Origin of the sequence: Jeotgalibaca sp. A127, from assembly GCF_052266745.1 — a bacterium.
Classification (GTDB): Bacteria; Bacillota; Bacilli; order Lactobacillales; family Aerococcaceae; genus Jeotgalibaca.
In genome coordinates this window covers 22,287-40,373 of sequence record NZ_JBQPRC010000006.1, presented here as the reverse complement: position 1 = coordinate 40,373, position 18,087 = coordinate 22,287, and the positions used below count along the sequence as shown (strand labels likewise).

Annotated in this window: 18 protein-coding genes; 3 read left to right on the top strand and 15 right to left on the bottom strand. The window is 38.2% G+C overall.

Annotated elements, in window-relative coordinates; all coding sequences use genetic code 11:
- Positions 1–24: 24 nt before the first annotated feature.
- Positions 25–705: a metal-dependent hydrolase gene (locus ACTVAI_RS07590; protein WP_443472942.1), complete on the bottom strand. Its 681-nt coding sequence runs from the start codon at positions 703–705 to the stop codon at positions 25–27.
- A gap of 172 nt (positions 706–877) precedes the next feature.
- Between ACTVAI_RS07590 and ACTVAI_RS07585 the strand changes: the two genes are divergently transcribed.
- The gene (locus ACTVAI_RS07585) at positions 878–1,222 is read left to right on the top strand and encodes a PadR family transcriptional regulator (RefSeq protein ID WP_443472941.1); all 345 of its coding nucleotides are present in this window, start codon (positions 878–880) and stop codon (positions 1,220–1,222) included.
- The gene (locus tag ACTVAI_RS07580) at positions 1,219–2,199 is read left to right on the top strand and encodes a permease prefix domain 1-containing protein (RefSeq protein ID WP_443486313.1); all 981 of its coding nucleotides are present in this window, start codon (positions 1,219–1,221) and stop codon (positions 2,197–2,199) included. Before ACTVAI_RS07585 ends, ACTVAI_RS07580 begins: the two co-directional genes overlap by 4 nt.
- A 91-nt stretch (positions 2,200–2,290) precedes the next feature.
- Here the strand turns inward: ACTVAI_RS07580 and ACTVAI_RS07575 are convergent, their stop codons facing one another.
- The 13 genes from ACTVAI_RS07575 to ACTVAI_RS07515 form a co-directional block, all read right to left on the bottom strand.
- A complete protein-coding gene (locus ACTVAI_RS07575; RefSeq protein WP_443472939.1) occupies positions 2,291–3,112 on the bottom strand; it encodes a ZIP family metal transporter in 822 nt (273 codons plus the stop codon).
- A gap of 21 nt (positions 3,113–3,133) precedes the next feature.
- Complete coding sequence (gene dinB, locus ACTVAI_RS07570; protein ID WP_443486312.1) at positions 3,134–4,264, bottom strand: DNA polymerase IV; 1,131 nt, start codon at positions 4,262–4,264, stop codon at positions 3,134–3,136.
- 12 nt (positions 4,265–4,276) lie between these two features.
- Entirely contained in the window at positions 4,277–4,933 is a 657-nt protein-coding gene (locus ACTVAI_RS07565; protein WP_443472937.1) for a metal-dependent transcriptional regulator, read from the bottom strand.
- A 431-nt stretch (positions 4,934–5,364) separates the two neighbouring features.
- Positions 5,365–7,968 carry a bifunctional acetaldehyde-CoA/alcohol dehydrogenase gene (adhE, locus tag ACTVAI_RS07560; protein ID WP_443472936.1) on the bottom strand — a complete coding sequence of 868 codons (2,604 nt, stop codon included), beginning with the start codon at positions 7,966–7,968 and terminating at the stop codon, positions 5,365–5,367.
- A gap of 293 nt (positions 7,969–8,261) precedes the next feature.
- Positions 8,262–8,543, bottom strand: a complete 282-nt coding sequence (locus tag ACTVAI_RS07555) for a post-transcriptional regulator (protein ID WP_443472935.1) — start codon at positions 8,541–8,543, stop codon at positions 8,262–8,264.
- Positions 8,544–8,577: 34 nt separating this feature from the next.
- Positions 8,578–8,901, bottom strand: a complete 324-nt coding sequence (gene yajC / locus ACTVAI_RS07550) for a preprotein translocase subunit YajC (RefSeq protein ID WP_443472934.1) — start codon at positions 8,899–8,901, stop codon at positions 8,578–8,580.
- Between the two features lie 62 nt (positions 8,902–8,963).
- Complete coding sequence (tgt, locus tag ACTVAI_RS07545; RefSeq protein ID WP_443472933.1) at positions 8,964–10,109, bottom strand: tRNA guanosine(34) transglycosylase Tgt; 1,146 nt, start codon at positions 10,107–10,109, stop codon at positions 8,964–8,966.
- A 112-nt stretch (positions 10,110–10,221) separates the two neighbouring features.
- On the bottom strand, positions 10,222–10,986 hold the full coding sequence (locus ACTVAI_RS07540) for a sugar phosphate isomerase/epimerase family protein (RefSeq protein ID WP_443472932.1): 765 nt from the start codon (positions 10,984–10,986) through the stop codon (positions 10,222–10,224).
- 15 nt (positions 10,987–11,001) lie between these two features.
- Positions 11,002–11,790: a hypothetical protein gene (locus ACTVAI_RS07535; RefSeq protein ID WP_443472931.1), complete on the bottom strand. Its 789-nt coding sequence runs from the start codon at positions 11,788–11,790 to the stop codon at positions 11,002–11,004.
- Positions 11,790–12,770, bottom strand: a complete 981-nt coding sequence (floA, locus tag ACTVAI_RS07530; protein ID WP_443472930.1) for a flotillin-like protein FloA — start codon at positions 12,768–12,770, stop codon at positions 11,790–11,792. The genes ACTVAI_RS07535 and floA overlap by 1 nt, the downstream gene beginning before the upstream one ends.
- A 4-nt stretch (positions 12,771–12,774) precedes the next feature.
- Positions 12,775–13,374 (bottom strand): NfeD family protein, encoded by a 600-nt coding sequence (locus ACTVAI_RS07525; RefSeq protein WP_443486311.1) that lies wholly within the window; start codon positions 13,372–13,374, stop codon positions 12,775–12,777.
- A 151-nt stretch (positions 13,375–13,525) separates the two neighbouring features.
- The gene (locus ACTVAI_RS07520) at positions 13,526–13,867 is read right to left on the bottom strand and encodes a metal-sulfur cluster assembly factor (protein WP_443472928.1); all 342 of its coding nucleotides are present in this window, start codon (positions 13,865–13,867) and stop codon (positions 13,526–13,528) included.
- Between the two features lie 72 nt (positions 13,868–13,939).
- Entirely contained in the window at positions 13,940–14,701 is a 762-nt protein-coding gene (locus tag ACTVAI_RS07515) for a prolyl oligopeptidase family serine peptidase (RefSeq protein ID WP_443486310.1), read from the bottom strand.
- 103 nt (positions 14,702–14,804) lie between these two features.
- Between ACTVAI_RS07515 and ACTVAI_RS07510 the strand changes: the two genes are divergently transcribed.
- Positions 14,805–15,608, top strand: a complete 804-nt coding sequence (locus tag ACTVAI_RS07510; protein WP_443486309.1) for a Cof-type HAD-IIB family hydrolase — start codon at positions 14,805–14,807, stop codon at positions 15,606–15,608.
- A 54-nt stretch (positions 15,609–15,662) separates the two neighbouring features.
- Here ACTVAI_RS07510 and ACTVAI_RS07505 read toward each other — a convergent pair whose 3' ends face one another.
- A complete protein-coding gene (locus ACTVAI_RS07505) occupies positions 15,663–18,068 on the bottom strand; it encodes a glycogen/starch/alpha-glucan phosphorylase (protein ID WP_443486348.1) in 2,406 nt (801 codons plus the stop codon).
- Between the last annotated feature and the right edge of the window lie 19 nt (positions 18,069–18,087).

Sequence of the window (18,087 nt, the reverse complement as noted above, 5' to 3'; positions counted from 1 at the left end):
ATCCCTCACACATAAATTATAATACTAAATTTTTATTGATTCTCCTGGTTGTAAAATGATACCTTGATTTTTTGATAATAAGGACGTGAAATCGCTAGGGTTTTGTTCAATTAACGGAAAAGTATTGTAATGGATGGGAACAGCTTTTTTTGCATTCAAAAAAGTAACTGCCTTGGCTGCATCTACTGGCCCCATTGTGTAATTGTCGCCAATAGGTACAAAGGCCACATCGATGGGGTACGTTTCACCAATCAATTTCATATCCGAAAATAACGCTGTATCCCCTGCATGATAAATTGTTTTTCCCTCAATATGAAGGAGTACACCCGATGCAATTCCTAATGTAAAGGGTTTGTCCCCTATTGGATATGCGGATCCATGAATGGCAGGTGTCAATTTTACATATCCAAAATCAAATTCATAGCCCCCACCTGGTTGCATCCCATGGGTGTTTAGCCCACGGTCAGAAAAATAATCGGCAATTTCTACAGTAGAAATAACTAATGCGTTTGTACGCTTTGCTATCATTTCCGTATCCCCAACATGATCTGAGTGCCCATGAGTAACAATGATGATATCGCTTTCGATAGTATCCGCATTTAAATCACTCATCTTATTACCAGTAATAAATGGATCAATAATTATTTTCTTGCCACTTGGTGTCTCAAATCGGACACAAGACTGTCCGTGCCATGATATTTCCATATTTATCTTCCTTTCTGTATCATCTGTATCTTTAAACTGTTATATTCTGTTTCTATCGTACCACGAAAGTAAAGAAACTCAAACAATAATATGGTAGACATTACTTTACCTGTCGTAGTAAACATGCTATAGTATAGTTACTACGACAGGTGAAGTAAAATGAGGTGATAAGATGGTTACAAGTGATGTTATGAGAGGTTTTAACGATTTAATTATTCTTTCTCTCCTGTCCAACAAGGATTCGTATGGTTATCAAATTTCAAGTACCATTAAAGAACTGACAAATGGCAAATATTCCATGAAAGAAACAACCCTCTATTCTGCATTTGCCCGCTTGGAAAAAAAAGAGTTCATTCGGGCCTACTCTTCAAATGAAACTTTTGGGAAACCTAGAACCTACTACACAATCACGCCATTGGGAAAAGCGATATTAGCTGAAAAAAAAATTGAATGGAAAGAAGTTACGGCAATTGTTAACCATTTCATAGATTTATCATATGAGGAGGAACTTACATGAATACGATTCACAGTTACGTCGATTCTGTTTTCGAAAAATTACCCAAAAATCAAGAAATGAATCGCTTGAAGGCAGAAATGCTGGCAAGTATGGAAGAAAAGTACCGCGATTTGATTGAGCAAGGAACAACTGAGAATGAAGCAATCGGCACCGTCTTGGCTGAATTTGGGAATATCGACGAAATAATTGAAGCATATAACCTGGAAATAGATGAACAGGAATATGATCCAGATGTGATTGTCATGTCCAGAAGTGAAGTCGATAATTATCTTTTCCATAGACAGAAGTTTTCACTGGCAATGGCAACAGGTGTTTTTCTTTGTATTATTTCTGTGGCCTTTCTTTTTCTATCTATGGTCATCGGTTCTTTATTAAATAGAGGTGCATCCAATGATGTGTTTGCTTTGGTGGGTACCGTCCTCATGCTCTTGACAATAGCAATGGGGATAGGATTATTCATCATTTTTGGAATGCAGGAATCCAGCTATCCGTTCGATAAAAAAATATTACGATTGGATCCTGCAACATATGCTGAAGTAAAAGCACAATATGAAATATTTAAACAAAAACTCAGCTATGCTATAGCAGCTGGTGTTATCTCCTGTATATTAGGACCGGTATTTTTGTTATTATCCATTGTATTCTTGGGTGAAGATAATATGATCAGCATCGTATTCCTGATGAGCTTCATAGCAGTGGGGGTATTCTTGTTCGTCTATTATGGTATTCAGAATGATACATTCGAAAAATTGTTAACCATGGGTTCGCATACCCGTGCTCAAGTTATTTCAAATAAATATAGCGAGCGAATTTCCGCAGTGATATTTCCATTAGCCACTCTATTCTATCTTTATCAAGGCTTTGTCAACGGAGCTTGGGGTACAGCCTGGATTGTTTTTCCAATTGTGGGTATTGGTTTTGGAATATTAACAACTGTAATCACTGGCATCGCTAATTTGACTGACAAAAAGAAGTAAAAAATAGAGGGTAGCCATTTGGGCTTCCCTCTATTTTTCATATACGAGACTATTTTTAAGAACTTCGGAACAAGACACTTAGCACCACTCGTTACCCTAACGCTACGTCTAAAATCATCATGATTGTAAAACCTACCATTAATCCCATGGTCGCAATATCACTGTTACCGTTTGTTTGAGACTCTGGAATTAATTCTTCAACTACAACGAAAATCATGGCTCCTGCCGCAAATGCCAATGCATATGGCAGAATCGCTTGCATAGAAATAACTGCTGCTGCACCAACAACCGCTGCTACTGGTTCTACAATTGCTGACAATTGCCCAATATTAAATGATTTCCAACGGCTACTTCCGTCAGCACGAATGGGCATTGACAATGCCGAACCTTCCGGAATGTTTTGTAATCCAATACCCAATGCAAGTCCAATTGCACCCATTAAAGTATTACCAGAAGATAAACCATGTGCTGCAGCCCCAAAGGCAACTCCGACTGCCAAGCCTTCAGGAATATTGTGAATGGTAATTGCTAAAAATAATAGCAAATTTCGTGATGCGCCAGTTGATGGACCTTCTCTATTTTCAATAGGCTCTCCCAAATGTAGATGAGGAATAATCGCATCAGTGAGTCGCAAAAATACGCCCCCCAATAGAAAACCAACAGCTGCTGGAATAAAAGACCAGGTTCCATATCCGTTTTCTTCTGCATACGAAATGGAAGGTGCTAGCAAGGACCAGAATGAAGCAGCAATCATAACCCCTCCTGCAAAACCACTCATAACGTCCAGTACTTTTCTATTAACTGTTTTAAAAAAGAAAACAAAGGATGATCCGATAATTGTGCATCCCCAAGTAAAGAGGCCTGCAATGAACGATTGCAAAACAGGATTAAATCCACTAAATGTCTCTAACATAATAAACCTTCTTTCTTCAAGTTATAATTTATAATCATCCCATAATGGCAACTGAATATTACTGTAATATTGCGGTGCCAAATGCGATACAGTGATGCCCAACAACCTTATTTCTTTTTCGATTTCGCCATGCTCTTGCCACAAATCATATGCTTTCCAAAAAATATCTTGCTCGCCTTCCGTGTAAGTCGAAAAGTTTTTTTGCCGCGTAATCGTTTCAAAATCCGCGTATCTAATCTTGACCGTCACTACGCGACCGTGAACTTTGTGCTTTTCTAAACTATTGCTAACCCTTCCGGCTAATTCTCGTAAAGCTCCTATGACCTGTTCATCAGAAACCAAGAATGGTCCATAAGTATTTTCTTTCCCGACTGATTTTCTTTCCCGATTTACAGCAACTGGATTGTTGTCGATACCCCGAACTCGTCGATAAAGGCTATAACCCATTTTTCCAAATTCATCAATTAAAAATTTAGCTGGCAAATCATAGAGATTTTTTCCAGTCTTGATTTCAAGTTGCTCCAGTCTTTCTGCGGTCTTTTGTCCTACACCATAGAATTTCCCAATGGGGAGTTCCCACAAGAACGCTTGCGCTTCTTCAGGGGTTATAACTGTTAGCCCAGCTGGTTTTTTAAAATCCGAGGCAATTTTGGCCAAGAACTTATTGTATGAAACACCCGCTGAACATGTGAGGCCTATTTCTTTCCAGACATCGCGCTGAATATTCCTGGCAATAATGGTCGCACTTCTCATATTTAATTTGTTATGGGTAACATCCAAGTAAGCCTCATCAAGAGCGAGCGGTTCAATTATATCCGTGTAACGCTCATATATACTTCTAATTTTTTGAGAGACCTCCGCATAGTAATTCATGCGCGGAGAAATAAAGATAGCATGGGGGCATTTCTCTAAAGCAAGCTGCGCGCTCATAGCTGAATGAATGCCATACTTTCTTGCTTCATAATTCGCTGTCGTAACCACACCTCTTCCACCTCTAGTACGGGGATCGTGTGCAATGACAACTGGTTTATTCTTCAAAGAAGGATTATCACGAATTTCAACCGAAGCGTAGAATGCATCCATATCCACATGGATTATTTTCCTATCCGTTTGATTGGTAGGTTCTTTAAATGTGAGAATTCCATAGTCCATTTATAAACACCTTCAGTCCCGTTTCTCCTGCACCATCACTTTATGGCTCGCCTTGAATGAAACTTGAAATACTTCCCCAACTTCATCTGAGAAATGAATCGAACCTTCAAAGGGTTCTTTTTCTATTAATTGATAAGAAGTGCCCAGTTTAATCCTTTTATCAGATAGATATTTCAAGAAGTGTGTGTCATCATCTACTTCCATAATCATGAAGCGACAACCTGCTTCCATTTCATGTAGATAACACGTTTCAAGGTTTGGTACCTTCCCCTCGCGATCTGGAATCAGCCCACCATGTGGATCAACGCTTGGATATTCCAAAAACTCTTCCAAACGATCAATCAAAATATCAGAAGAGACATGTTCCAGAGCTTCTGCCATATCATGAACTTCTTCCCATCCAAAACCAAGTTTTTTGGCTAAAAATACTTCCCAAAGCCGATGTTTTCGAATCATTTGATTAGCATAGATAATTCCTTTATCGCTTAATTTGACGCCTTGGTAAGGAACATGAATGATATAGCCTTCTTTTAATAATTTAAATGACATTTCGGTAACCGATGCCGCCGAAACTGAAAGAGCTGCTCCGATTAATTTATTATTGACGAGATTTTCATCTCCCCCTAACTCCACAATCACTTTTAAGTAATCTTCTTTTTGCGGTGTCATAACCGCCCTCCTTTTTAGGCGCGCCTAAATTATATTTACATTATACCACCAAATGATTTTTATACAACTTAAAAACAACTTCAGGAATAACTCACAAGGTTGTCTTTTTTTGGTTCTTGGTTATCTGGTGTTGGTGAAGGAAATGCTCTTCGGCCCGCGTGTTTGCTTGTGTACCGCCGTGGGACCGCCCTGAGCCTGTAGTCTCCGGGCTTGCAAGCCTCAAAGGGACCGTAGACGCTGAAGCATCAACGGTCCCTCCTTTCGCATTGCATCCTGGACACGGCCACAAGCAACCCCACCGTCCTTCGGGATTTCCGAGAAGAATACTTTGCCAGCACCATAAATAATAGAACCTTGTCTTTAAAAACAATAATGGTGCTGGCGAATCATTACGATTCACCAACACCATTTATTATAGAGCCCTTTTTTTATTATTTTTTTAGTTCAGCACCATAGTATGCTGCTGTTAGAACGTCGTGCAATTCAGAAATAAGTGGTTGTTTTGGATTAGCTGTCGTACATTGGTCTTCGAACGCTAATTCTGCGATTTTATCTGCATCTCGTAGCAACCATTCTTCAGGTACTCCCTGTTCTTTGAAACTCATCTTAATTCCGACATCTTCACCTAGTTGATGAATTGCTGTCGCTAACGCTTCAACTAATTCTTCAGTCGTTTCACCTTTCAAACCGATATAGCGTGCGATTGTTGCATAATCCTCATCAGCTTGGAAGTGTTCATACTTAGCCCACATACTTAATTTGCTTGGCTCTTTAGCATTATAACGAACAACATGTGGTAGCAAGATGGCATTTGTACGACCATGGATTTGATCCCAAAGTCCGCCTATTTTATGTGCGAGCGAGTGTGAAACTCCCAAGAATGCATTTGCAAAAGCCATACCAGCTATCGTAGATGCGTTATGAATTTTTTCACGCGATTCTTGATCACCGTACTCATAAGAATGACGTAAATGTTCAAAAACAAGTTTGATTGCTTGCAGACTCAATCCTTTCGTATAGTCACTTGCCAATACTGAGACATAAGATTCAATTGCATGTGTTAATACATCCATTCCTGTATCTGCTGTAACTGATTTAGGAACACTGTAAACGAATTGTGCATCAACAATTGCCACATCAGGTGTTAAAGCATAATCAGCTAATGGGTATTTGATGTGTGTTTTGCTATCTGTAATAACCGCAAATGGCGTTACTTCTGAACCAGTACCGGAAGTTGTTGGAATACATACTAATTTAGCTTTAGTCATTGGTTCAATTTTATATGTACGTTTACGAACATCAAGATATTTTTGTTTTGCTCCAAAGAAACTACTTTCTGGATGTTCATAGAATAACCACATTGCTTTAGCAGCATCCATTGGGGAACCACCACCGATTGCAATAATCGTATCTGGCTCAAAGTCTGCCATTTTTTCCGTTCCGCGTTGTACAGTATCAGTCGATGGGTTTGGTTCCACATCAGAGAAAATAGTATACACAACTTTGTTGTTACGTTGTTTCAATTGTTCCAACACCGTGTCAACATATCCAAGTTTCATCATACCGTCATCACAAACAATGAATACACGTTCAATGTCACGCATATCACGTAAGTAACGGATAGAATTTTCTTCAAAGTAGATACGATCTGGAACTTTAATCCATTGCATATTATTTCTCCTTTTAGCAATTGTTTTAATGTTTAGCAAGTCGAAAGATGACACATTTCCAGAAACTGAGTTGTGTCCGTATGATCCACATCCAAGCGTTAACGAAGGGATGTTATGGTTATACAGACCGCCAATGCCCCCTTGAGCAGATGGTGAATTAACCAAAATACGACAAGCTTTCATTTCTTTTCCATAATTTTCTACCAAATCATTACGTCTGGTATGAATAGCTGCTGAATGGCCTAAGCCATCAAGGTCCAGCATTTGCTTAGCTAACTGGAAGCCATGTTCTGTTGTGTCCGATTTAAGCATTGCTAAAACAGGAGAAAGTTTTTCGCGAGATAATGGATAATCTGCTCCAACACCATCTATTTCGGCTATCAACATTTTAGTATCGGCTGGAACAGTAATTCCCGCTAATTCTGCTATTTTTGTAGCTGCCATCCCAACAACATGACCGTTTACACCGCTCATATCTTCGCGCATCATTGCGTTTTCAAGCTTAGAAAGCTCTTGTTTCTTTACAAAATAGACATGTCGTTTTTTGAATTCGGCTTTTACTTCTTCATATATTTCTTTATCAACAATCACTGCTTGTTCAGAAGCGCAAATCATACCGTTATCAAATGTTTTTGAGACAACTAAATCATTAACTGCTTTCTTGATGTTAGCAGTTTTTTCCAAGTAAGCTGGAACATTTCCTGGTCCAACACCAAGTGCGGGTTTACCAGTTGAATAGGCTGCTTTTACCATTGCAGATCCCCCGGTTGCCAATACGCACGCTATGTCAGGGTGATGTAACAAAGCAGCTGTTTTATCCATTGAAACTCCTTCTACCCATTGGATACACCCTTCTGGAGCACCAGCTTTCAATGCAGCTTCATATAAAATTTCTGCAGTACGTGTCGAGCATTTTTCTGCACTTGGATGGAAAGAAAAAATAATCGGATTTCTTGTTTTCATACTGATCAATGATTTGAAAATTGTCGTTGAAGTAGGATTTGTCGTTGGTACAATTCCTGCAATAACGCCTAAAGGTGCAGCAATTCTGATTAATTGATCCACATCATTATTTTCGATAATTCCTACTGTTTTATTTTTTTTAATTGCATGCCAAATATTTTCAGATGCATATATATTTTTCATGCATTTATCTTCATAAACTCCACGGCCTGTTTCTTCAACAGCCATTTTTGCTAATTCCATATGATGGTCCAATGCTGCGATTGCCATTTGATGGACAATATGATCCACTTGTTCTTGATCGAAATTTTCCATTATTGCTAAAGCTTCTTTACCTTTTGCTGCCAGGATAGCAATTGCTTCTTCTGCAGTTTGAATTCTTTCTTCAACTTCTGTAGCCATAATAATCTCCCCTAATCGCTTGATAATCATTTCACAAGTAAATTGTACAACACCCACCATAGCAAGTAAATGCTTTATTGTGATTTTAATCACATGTTTAATTGAAAAGCATTTGAACGCGTTTTCATTTGAATGACAACAACATTCCTAAGTGGTTTTATATTGTGAATTACTATACAAATTGTGCACATATAGTTCAAGTCTTATTTTTCACCTCTTATTTCACTTAAAAATGCCGGTAATTCAAAAAGAAGCGATTAAGGCATTAACCCTAACCGCTTCTTATTTATTTTTTATAAAAACTCATCAAAATTAATATCATCCAAAGATGAGACCTTATAAACCTGTGCTTCTAGTGACTTAAAGTCAAAATATTGATTCACGGTGAATTTCATGATATCGAATACACGTTGGTAGTAGTGTTGTGGCACGTAGTGCTTCCACACAAAATTCTTGAAACAAAGATAAACATCTCTGGCTTCAATATTTGGATAACCTTCTACAGAAAATTCAGATACCTTACGTTCAAACCATGGAAGCAACTCCTCATAAAAATCTTTCGATTCTTCAGCCATCCACTTTCACTCCATCACGTTGCCTAAAAACTATTTATTCCGAGATATCCTCAGTGTTTTCATCTAGAACAACAGTCGGTTCTGCAGCTGTTGGTGCAGATTTTTTGATACGGGCAATTGCTCTTTTCTCAAAAGTTAAGAAAATACCTTCGCAATCAAGTGTTACCGTGTTTTCCGCAGTATTTACTTCCTCAATCGTACCATGCAAGCCACCAATAGTGACAACTTGGTCGCCATGTTTCATTTGGCTCAACATATCTTGTGTTTTCTTAGCTTGTTTCTTTTGAGGGCGAATCATCAAGAAATACATAACACCAAATAATAAAGCATAAAAAGCTATCATTACAATTGTATCCATTATTAAAATTCCTCCACTAGTTAGTCATTTTTATCATCGTATTTAAATGATACCATAACATTTTAAAACAGTTTAGCATTTTCTTTGTTGAAGCCATACTCTTCGACGAATGCTTCACGAAACTCCAACAAATTATCATCCATGATTGCTTGTCTGACATTATTCATCAAATTATGCAGGAAATGCAGGTTGTGATACGTTGTCAAACGCAATCCAAAAATTTCGTCAGCTTTGAATAAATGTCGAATATAGGCACGTGTATAATTTTTACATGTATAGCAGTCACATTTTTCATCTAGCGGACGGAAGTCCCGTTCATATTTAGCATTTTTTACAACCAGACGACCTTGACTTGTCATGCATGTACCATTGCGGGCAATTCTTGTCGGTAGAACACAGTCAAACATATCGATACCACGAATGACGCCGTCAATCAATGAATCCGGTGCGCCGACCCCCATCAAATAACGCGGCTTGTTAGAAGGGATAACTGGCGTTAGATAATCAAGAACTGCATTCATTTCTTGCTTCGTTTCCCCAACAGACAATCCCCCGATTGAATAGCCTGGGAAGTCCATTGAAACCAAGTCGCTTGCACTCTGTAAACGTAGATCCTTAAATCCAGCACCTTGAATAATGCCGAATAGACCTTGTTTATCAGCTTTATTATGTGCTTTTAAACCACGCTCTGCCCAACGACTCGTTCTAGCCACAGAGTCCTTGATATAATCGTAGCTTTCACTAAAGGGTGGACATTCATCAAAACTCATGATGATGTCTGCACCTAATTTATTTTGGATATCTATCGCTTTTTCTGGAGAAAGGAACATTTTTGATCCATTTAAATGGTTACGGAAATGAACACCTTCTTCTGTAATTTTACGATTTTCAGCTAATGAGAATACTTGGAAGCCTCCGGAATCCGTTAAAATACCCCGATCCCAATTCATAAATTTATGTAAGCCGCCTGCTTCCTCAACAAGTTCAGCCCCTGGGCGTAACCACAAATGATAAGTATTACTCAAAATAATTTGCGAGCCCATTTCTTTTAATTCTTCTGGTGCCATGGTTTTAACGGTAGCTAATGTACCGACTGGCATAAACATAGGTGTCTGAAATGTTCCATGAGGTGTTGTAATTTCACCTAAACGCGCACCTGTATGCTTTTCTTCTTTTATCAAACGATACTTGATTGCTGGTTCTGTCAATTTCTTTATTCCTTTCCGATTAAAACTTGTCGCTCTCAAGTATATCACATAACAAGATGCGATTAAAATTAAAAAGAACTCAGACAAAAATGCCTGAGCCGATTATAATTATTTACTGTGTTATTAAATTAAATTGTTGCTTCAAGATAGCCATTGCCTCATCTGTAGAACCACATGGGTACTCAATTGCTGCAATAACTCTCTCTTCTTCATCAATTGCCTTCATTACTTCCTTAATTGGAATATCACCATTTTGGAATAGTGTCATTTCTACATTATTCTCTTTGGTTCTTGTGACATTTTTAATGTGAATGTAATTAACGTATTTATTTAGTTTTGAAGCCGCAGTTAGTGGTTCTTCGTCTATGTATACAAAATTACCTGTATCGAATGTTAGGCCAAAGTTTAAACCATTTGCCAATGCGCTCTCCATAAATGTTTGCAACGCTTGGATACTACCATTTTCGATGGACTGATCATTCTCAATACTCACGCGGACATCGGGGAATTTGTCAAATATCTCCTTCAATTCCGAAACCAACTCTGGATTAAAACCCCTGTAATCGCCAATTGTTAATTTTATCTGAATGGCACCTAACTCTTTTGCTTCCTTCAAGAACGAAGTTAACTCCTTGTTAACTTTCCCTTCAAAAAATAAAGTTGACGGAATAGAGTACAAAAGCGCTAATCCTAGTTTCGAAGCTTCTTTATTAGTTTTTAGTAGCTCAACCTCGAAATCTCGGATAAACTCTCTCCGAACTTCAATAAATGGAACACCGATTTTCGCTAATTCTGAAAAATATTCCCATTGTTGTTTTGAGCTATTAGTCAATTCATCGTTAAAAACGAGTGTATTGACGCCTGTTAAACGAATCATGCCATTCCTCCTGGATTAATATTCTGGCTTTTCTAAAATGACTGTGGCAATAACAGCATCTCTTAACCATTTTTTATCTAACTTTTTTCCCTTAGTGCCCGATGTAGTGTTTCTAGAGGTCGAAATTGATTGCCATGTCTCAACCGATGATTTTGGTACTTCGTTTAACAAACTACCAAAATAGGCCGCATAACCATCATACTCGTTTATCACAGCATCAATTTCTTGGCTAAGTACAACAGCATCCTTATCTAAATCAGATGTTTCATCATAAAACGGCTGTTCCTCCTCTAGATAGGGTGAAGCTATAGACTGTTCATCTTTTTGAGTTTGAAACAGTTCCCCTTTTTTAATATCAGGGGTTTTTATTTTCCTTGGTAAGGATTGCAGAACCGGCCAAACATCTTTGCGACGAAGAAATTTCATTAATTCCATCATTGGCCTCTGCGACTTGAATATTGCTTTTATCTCTTCTTCATATGAATCAGGCAAATTATCCCTTAATAACTGATAGAGTTCTTGAGGATTGTCACTCAATAATTCTTGCCATGATTTGTTTCGCGTTTGGGTTTGTGATTGGTTCGTTCTTCTACTTTGACTTCTTGAATAAGTTTGAGCACTGTCCACACTTACTTGTCTAACAGTTTTTGTGATGGGTGCTTTATCCCATTGGTTACGTTTGGTAGTTTGTCGCGTATCCTTGCGGGCACTACGAATTAAGTTTCGAATAAAAGTCACCCAAATAACTAGTACAAACGCAAATATCAAGAGATTAAACAAATAGGAAATCATGATAGCAGTCATTATGTATCACTTCTATCTTTATTGTTGGATAGTGAGTTTCTCATTTCTGTATCGGCACTAATGTTTTTCATACGGTAATAATCCATTACCCCGAGGTTGCCATTCCGCAAAGCTTCTGCTAGAGCCAATGGAACTTGTGCTTCAGCTTCTACTACTTTTGCTCGTTGTCTTTGAACTTCGGCAATCATTTCTTGCTCTTCAGCAACAGCTAGAGAACGTTTTTCCTCGGCTTTTGCTTGCGCTACCCGTTTGTCGGCCTCAGCTTGTTCGGCTTGTAGTTTCGCACCGACGTTACGTCCGACGTCAACGTCCGCGATATCGATGGATAGAATTTCAAAAGCGGTACCAGAGTCTAGGCCTTTTCGTAAAATCGTTTGGGAAATTGAATCCGGATTTTCTAATACTTTAGAGTGAGTTATGGCAGAACCAACGGTAGTTACGATTCCTTCTCCAACACGGGCGATAATGGTTTCTTCACCAGCACCACCGACTAGTCGTTCGATATTTGCTCGAACCGTTACCTTAGCCTTTGCCTTTACTTCAATACCGTTCATTGCAACCCCAGCAATAATGGGTGTTTCAATTACTTTAGGGTTAACACTAACTTGAACTGCTTCAAAAACATTACGGCCGGCTAAGTCGATTGCCGCTGCCTGTTCAAATTCCAAGTCAATATTTGCGCGTTGGGCTGCAATCAATGCATCGATAACTTGGTTGATGTCCCCACCAGCTAAATAATGGGCTTCCAACTCACCGATGTCGATATCCAAACCAGCCTTCGTTGCTTTGATCATCGGTTGAACGATCATACTTGGTGCAACCCTTCGAAGGCGCATTCCAATCAAATCAGAAATTTTTAACTTTACTCCTGAAAAGTAGGCCGTAATCCAAAGTCCTACTGGCACAAAACGGAAAAACAATGATAATACTAAAATAACCAAAACAGCAATAATTATTAAACCAATTAATCCTTCTGGCATCTTTCTACAACTCCCTCACAATGATTTTTATTCCTTCAACATGTACAACTTCTACACTTGAACCTTCTTGGATAATTTTCCCATCACTTACAACATCGAGCGTTCTTCCGTTTATTTCAACTTTGCCAGATGGTCTTAAGGTTGTAAGGGCTGTTCCTTTTTCATAAAGATACTCTTGATAATTCTTTCCAGTGGAATAACCCCTATTGCTTTTTAAGGCTGAACCAAGCACTAGATTCTTTCCAGGTAAAAATCTGTATCCTTTTTTCAAAAGAACATAGGCAGTAATGACAGCAATTATAAGTGCCAATGACAAATCCATGACGCTTCCCCATAAATCGGCTCTATTTGAAAAATAACCAAAACCAATTAGGGTAACTCCGATGATTCCTATTAAGCCAAAATCGGGAATAAATACCTCTGCAATCAAAAGTAAAATTCCAAACAAAAACAGTAAAAAAGTCAGCCATGTACCGCTATCAACTACCATAAAATAGCCAAAAAAGCTGATTATTGAAAGTAAACCAAATATCACCAAACGATTGGTGAATAACAGAAGGACCAAACTGACGAATCCTACAATTAAAAATATAGTTTCCAACACATTTATCACCCCCTCAAAATGCTTTTTGAACTTATGGATGATTCTAGCTTAATTTTATCGCAATTATCACAATAAAGAAAGCGACAAGATAGTTATCCTACCTTGTCGCCCCTATTAATTATTTGCTTTTGTTTCTCTATTGATAATCTATTTATCTGATACCCAACGCAATTCGCGCATAACGAGACATGCGTTCTGTTGTCCAGGCTGGATACCAAACCAATTTTAAATTTATATCTTTAACTTCAGGAACCGTTTTTAATGCCCGGTGGATTTCATCCTGAATAATATCTGCTAGTGGACATCCCATTGTCGTTAAGGTCATATTTATTTGGCAATAACCATTTTTTTCTAAGATGACTTCATATATCAAACCCAGATTTACGATATCGATACCTAATTCAGGATCAATGACTTGCTCTAAAGCTGCCAATACCCGTTCTTTGATTGCTTCTATTTCTTCATTTGAATATTCTAATGGTGATTCAGACAATTCAAATCCTCCTTCAAATCTTTAAGGGTATCTTACCAACTTTTTCATAAAATAACAATCGCATCCGAATTTTTAAACTCCAAGATAATCGGCCATCTTAACGAATACCTCATAGGGAACTTTATGTGCATGCCCTTCATAAAATTCAAAATGCACGTTTTTTGCATAAGGCTCTTGGGATATTGACTCCACAAATGCCTTCATCTGTTCAAAAGGAACTGTTTCATCCTCTTCGCCATGCCAAATATAAAAAGGTCTCCCTGCTATTTTTTCAGGTGCTCTTTTTAAGCTTAGTGGATTAAAAGGCGCCATTGCTTGCAAAACAACATCTTGATCGATACTTTCGAGCCCTTCAACTACTGAGCGCCACTGCGAAGTCAGTAGCCACTGGGTAAAAGAGGAAGGGTCTGGATTTCCCATTAAACAGCCGCCAGCTTTTATCCAGGGATATTTAGCGAAGGCCATGCAAGTAGCGATAGCTCCCATCGATAGTCCCGTTACTGTAACTTGATTTTTGGTCGCTAGGCCCTTTGCTACATAATAATCCACGAGAGCCGGCAGTTCTTCTACGGTCTTTAATTCGATATGCCAAAACGCCATTTCTTTTGGTCCCTGGTAAGGCTCTTCTTTTCTCTCACCATGTAAAAAGGCATCCGGAATAATGGTTCGAAAGCCACGTTGTGCTAATTCGTATCCTGCCGTTAAGCCCTGCTCCTTCTGATTGGTAACGCCATGATAAAAGATAGCGAGTGGTATTTTTTTATCAATCTGATTACTCTTTACCAATTCAATAACAGGAATGTTATTTACGATTTTTTTATCAACTATAATCATTTTACCAACCCCTTGCCAAGTACCTAATACTAGATTTTTTACTATATTTAGTGTAACATTATGCAGAAATAAGCGCCAATAAACAAAGGGAGGTTCAGGACAAATGAATCAGAAATTAATAGCAATTGATTTGGATGGTACGACATTAAATAATCACTCTCAATTATCGCCTCGAACCATCTCAACATTAGACCAAATAAAAAGCGAAGGCCATATTGTCATGATAGCGACAGGCAGGCCTTATCGTAACAGTAAAGAATTCTATGACAAATTGGGTCTAACATCTCCTCTGGTTAATTTTAACGGAGCGCTTTGTCACTTGCCTGAGACAAAGGATTTTTACCATAAAACGTTGGATTTGGATTTAGTAACGGATTTGTTGGAACACCAAGAAGATTTAGGAATTGACTGGATCAGTGTTGAAGGCAAGCAACGTCTTTATGCTACATACAAAGAAATCCCGGTCAATGAATTCTATCCCAAAGATACACACTCCACTTTTATTTCGACCGCAACTAAATTAGATGAGAAACCCACAGCTTTAAGTTTATTCATGGATGAACATAAACAAGAAGCAATTCGCTTACGGATAATGGAAAGATATGGGGACCTCCTTTCTATCAGAACGTGGGGCGGCACGTTGCCTTGTCTTGAGATAGTTGCACCTGGAATCCAGAAAGCTGTTGGTGTCGATGAAGTCGCTCGTTTCTATGGGATTGAACGCAAAAATATCTTGGCGTTCGGCGACGAAGATAATGATATGGAAATGATTGAATACGCCGGACACGGTGTCGTCATGAGTAACGGAATCGATAAACTTAAAAACATTGCCAATGATATAACTGAATTTTCAAATCATGACGATGGCTTAGCCATTTATCTTGAAAATTATTTTTCCCTGAACTAAAAAAGAGATTAACCAATAATTTGGTTAATCTCTTTTTGTATATTCTGCTTCAAGTTAAAGCATAACATGTTCTTCTTCCGGTTTGATTTTCCAGATTTCATCTGCATATCTCAAAATTGTATAATCCGCAGAGAAAGGTCCAGCGTTAGCGATATTCATAAGTGCACGCTTATTCCATAATTCCCGATCAAGGAAATCTTCATCCACTTGTTTATGCGCTTCGATATAACTATCAAAATCCTGTAACAAATAATACTCATCGTTATATTTAACTAAACTATCAAAAATATCTTGCCCCACATGTTCAATCCCTGGAATTGATCCGTCAATCAACATGTTCAAGATTCTATTTATCCGCGGATTTGAATCATAAATCTGGCGTGAATTATAAGTTCTGTTTTCATTCAAAGCTTGCACTTCTTCATTCGTTAATCCAAAAATATAAATATTTTCTTTACCTACATAATCATGGATTTCGATTGTCGCACCATCCATTGTTGCCAACGTCAAAGCGCCATTGGCCATCAGCTTCATGTTGCTTGTCCCCGAAGCTTCTTTACCAGCAAGAGAAATTTGTTCACTGATATCTGCAGCTGGAATAATCAACTCGGCCAACGATACACCATAATTCTCAACAAATACCACTTTGATTAAGTCATTGATAGATTCATCATTGTTAATCATATTGGCAATTTCATTAATCAATTTAATAATTTGTTTTGCGTAATGGTAACTCGGGGCAGCTTTTGCTCCAAAAATGAAAACGCGTTTCGGTAAATCTACACCGGGATTATCTTTAATGTAATTATAACGATCCAAAATGTGCAGAACGTTTAATAATTGACGTTTGTAAGCATGCAGACGTTTGATTTGGACATCAAAAATAGCTGTAGGATCGATTTCAATACCCATTTCATTCCAGACATACTTTGCAAATTTCTTTTTGTTCTCAAGTTTTACATCATCTAAACGTTTCAAGACATTTTTGTCATTTGCATAAGCCTTAAAGACTACCAGTTCATTAGGTGATTTTTTCCACTCCGTGCCAATGACATCATCCAATAACGCTGTTAATCCTGGATTGGAAATTTGAACCCAACGTCTCATAGTAACGCCGTTGGTTTTATTATTGAATTTACTCGGATACATTAAGTAGAAATCATGTAACGTTTGATTCATCAAAATATCCGTGTGCAATTTCGCTACACCATTAATACTATGACTCCCAATAATAGCCAAGTTTGCCATCTTAATTTGACCGTCTGCAATAATAGCTATACGGTAAGTTAGTTCTTCACCATATAGAGGAATTTTCTTTTCAATATGACGGCGGTTTATTTCTAAGATGATTTGATAAATTCTTGGTAATAATTGAGCGACCATATCAACTGGCCAACGTTCCATTGCTTCTTGGAGAACGGTATGATTGGTATAGCTGACTGTTTTTTTCGTAATTTCCCAAGCTTGGTCCCACGATAAGCCCTCTTCATCCATCAATATACGCATTAGCTCAGGTATTACTAACGTTGGGTGGGTATCGTTAATATGAATGGCAATTTTATCCGGGAAATAACTCCAGTCCAAATTTAGTTCCCTGAAATAACGTACAATACTTTGAACACCGGCAGACGAGAAGAAGTACTCTTGTTTTAGACGTAGTAATCGTCCTTCATAATTAGAATCGTCTGGATAGAGATACTCAGTGATCTGTTTGATTTGATCACGGGCTTCATCGGTCGGATACAAGTATTCTTCTCCATATGGAATTTCCGCAGACCATAGACGCAAGTTATTTACGACGCCATTTTCATAGCCTACTTGAGCCGTATCATAAGGAACAGCCAGAATATTCATCGCATTATGGTAATGCGCGCGAGCGACATTCCTATCATCGTTTTCCAAAGTGACCTGACCGCCAAAGCGAACAGTTACAGCTTTGTTCTCACGACGAACTTCCCAAACATTACCATTTCTTAACCAATTTTCAGGTAGTTCAATTTGATTACCATCGATGAATTTCTGCTTGAATAACCCATATTGATAGCGAATACCATTTCCATGACCCGCTAAACCTGTTGAAGCAATCGAGTCCATAAAGCAAGCTGCTAGTCTTCCCAACCCGCCATTTCCTAATGCTGGATCCATCTCACCATCTGCCACTTCATCGAGATTTAACCCTAATTCCGACAACCCTTCTTTAACAACGTCCAGCAAACCTTGATTTAATAAATTACTTTTCAGCATCCGCCCAGGCAAGAATTCCATTGAAAAATAATAAACCTGTTTCGAACCTTTGTCTTTGTAATCTTTGACAGTTTGGCGCCAATCGGCAGAATATAAATTCTTGACCAAATAGCCTAAAGCAAGGAATTGCTCACGTTTCGAGCCTTCTTTATAATCAAATGCATACATTTCTTCAAACTTTTTTTTGAATCTTTCCTTGAATTGATTAACGTCCATTGCTTCCATGTACATCCCC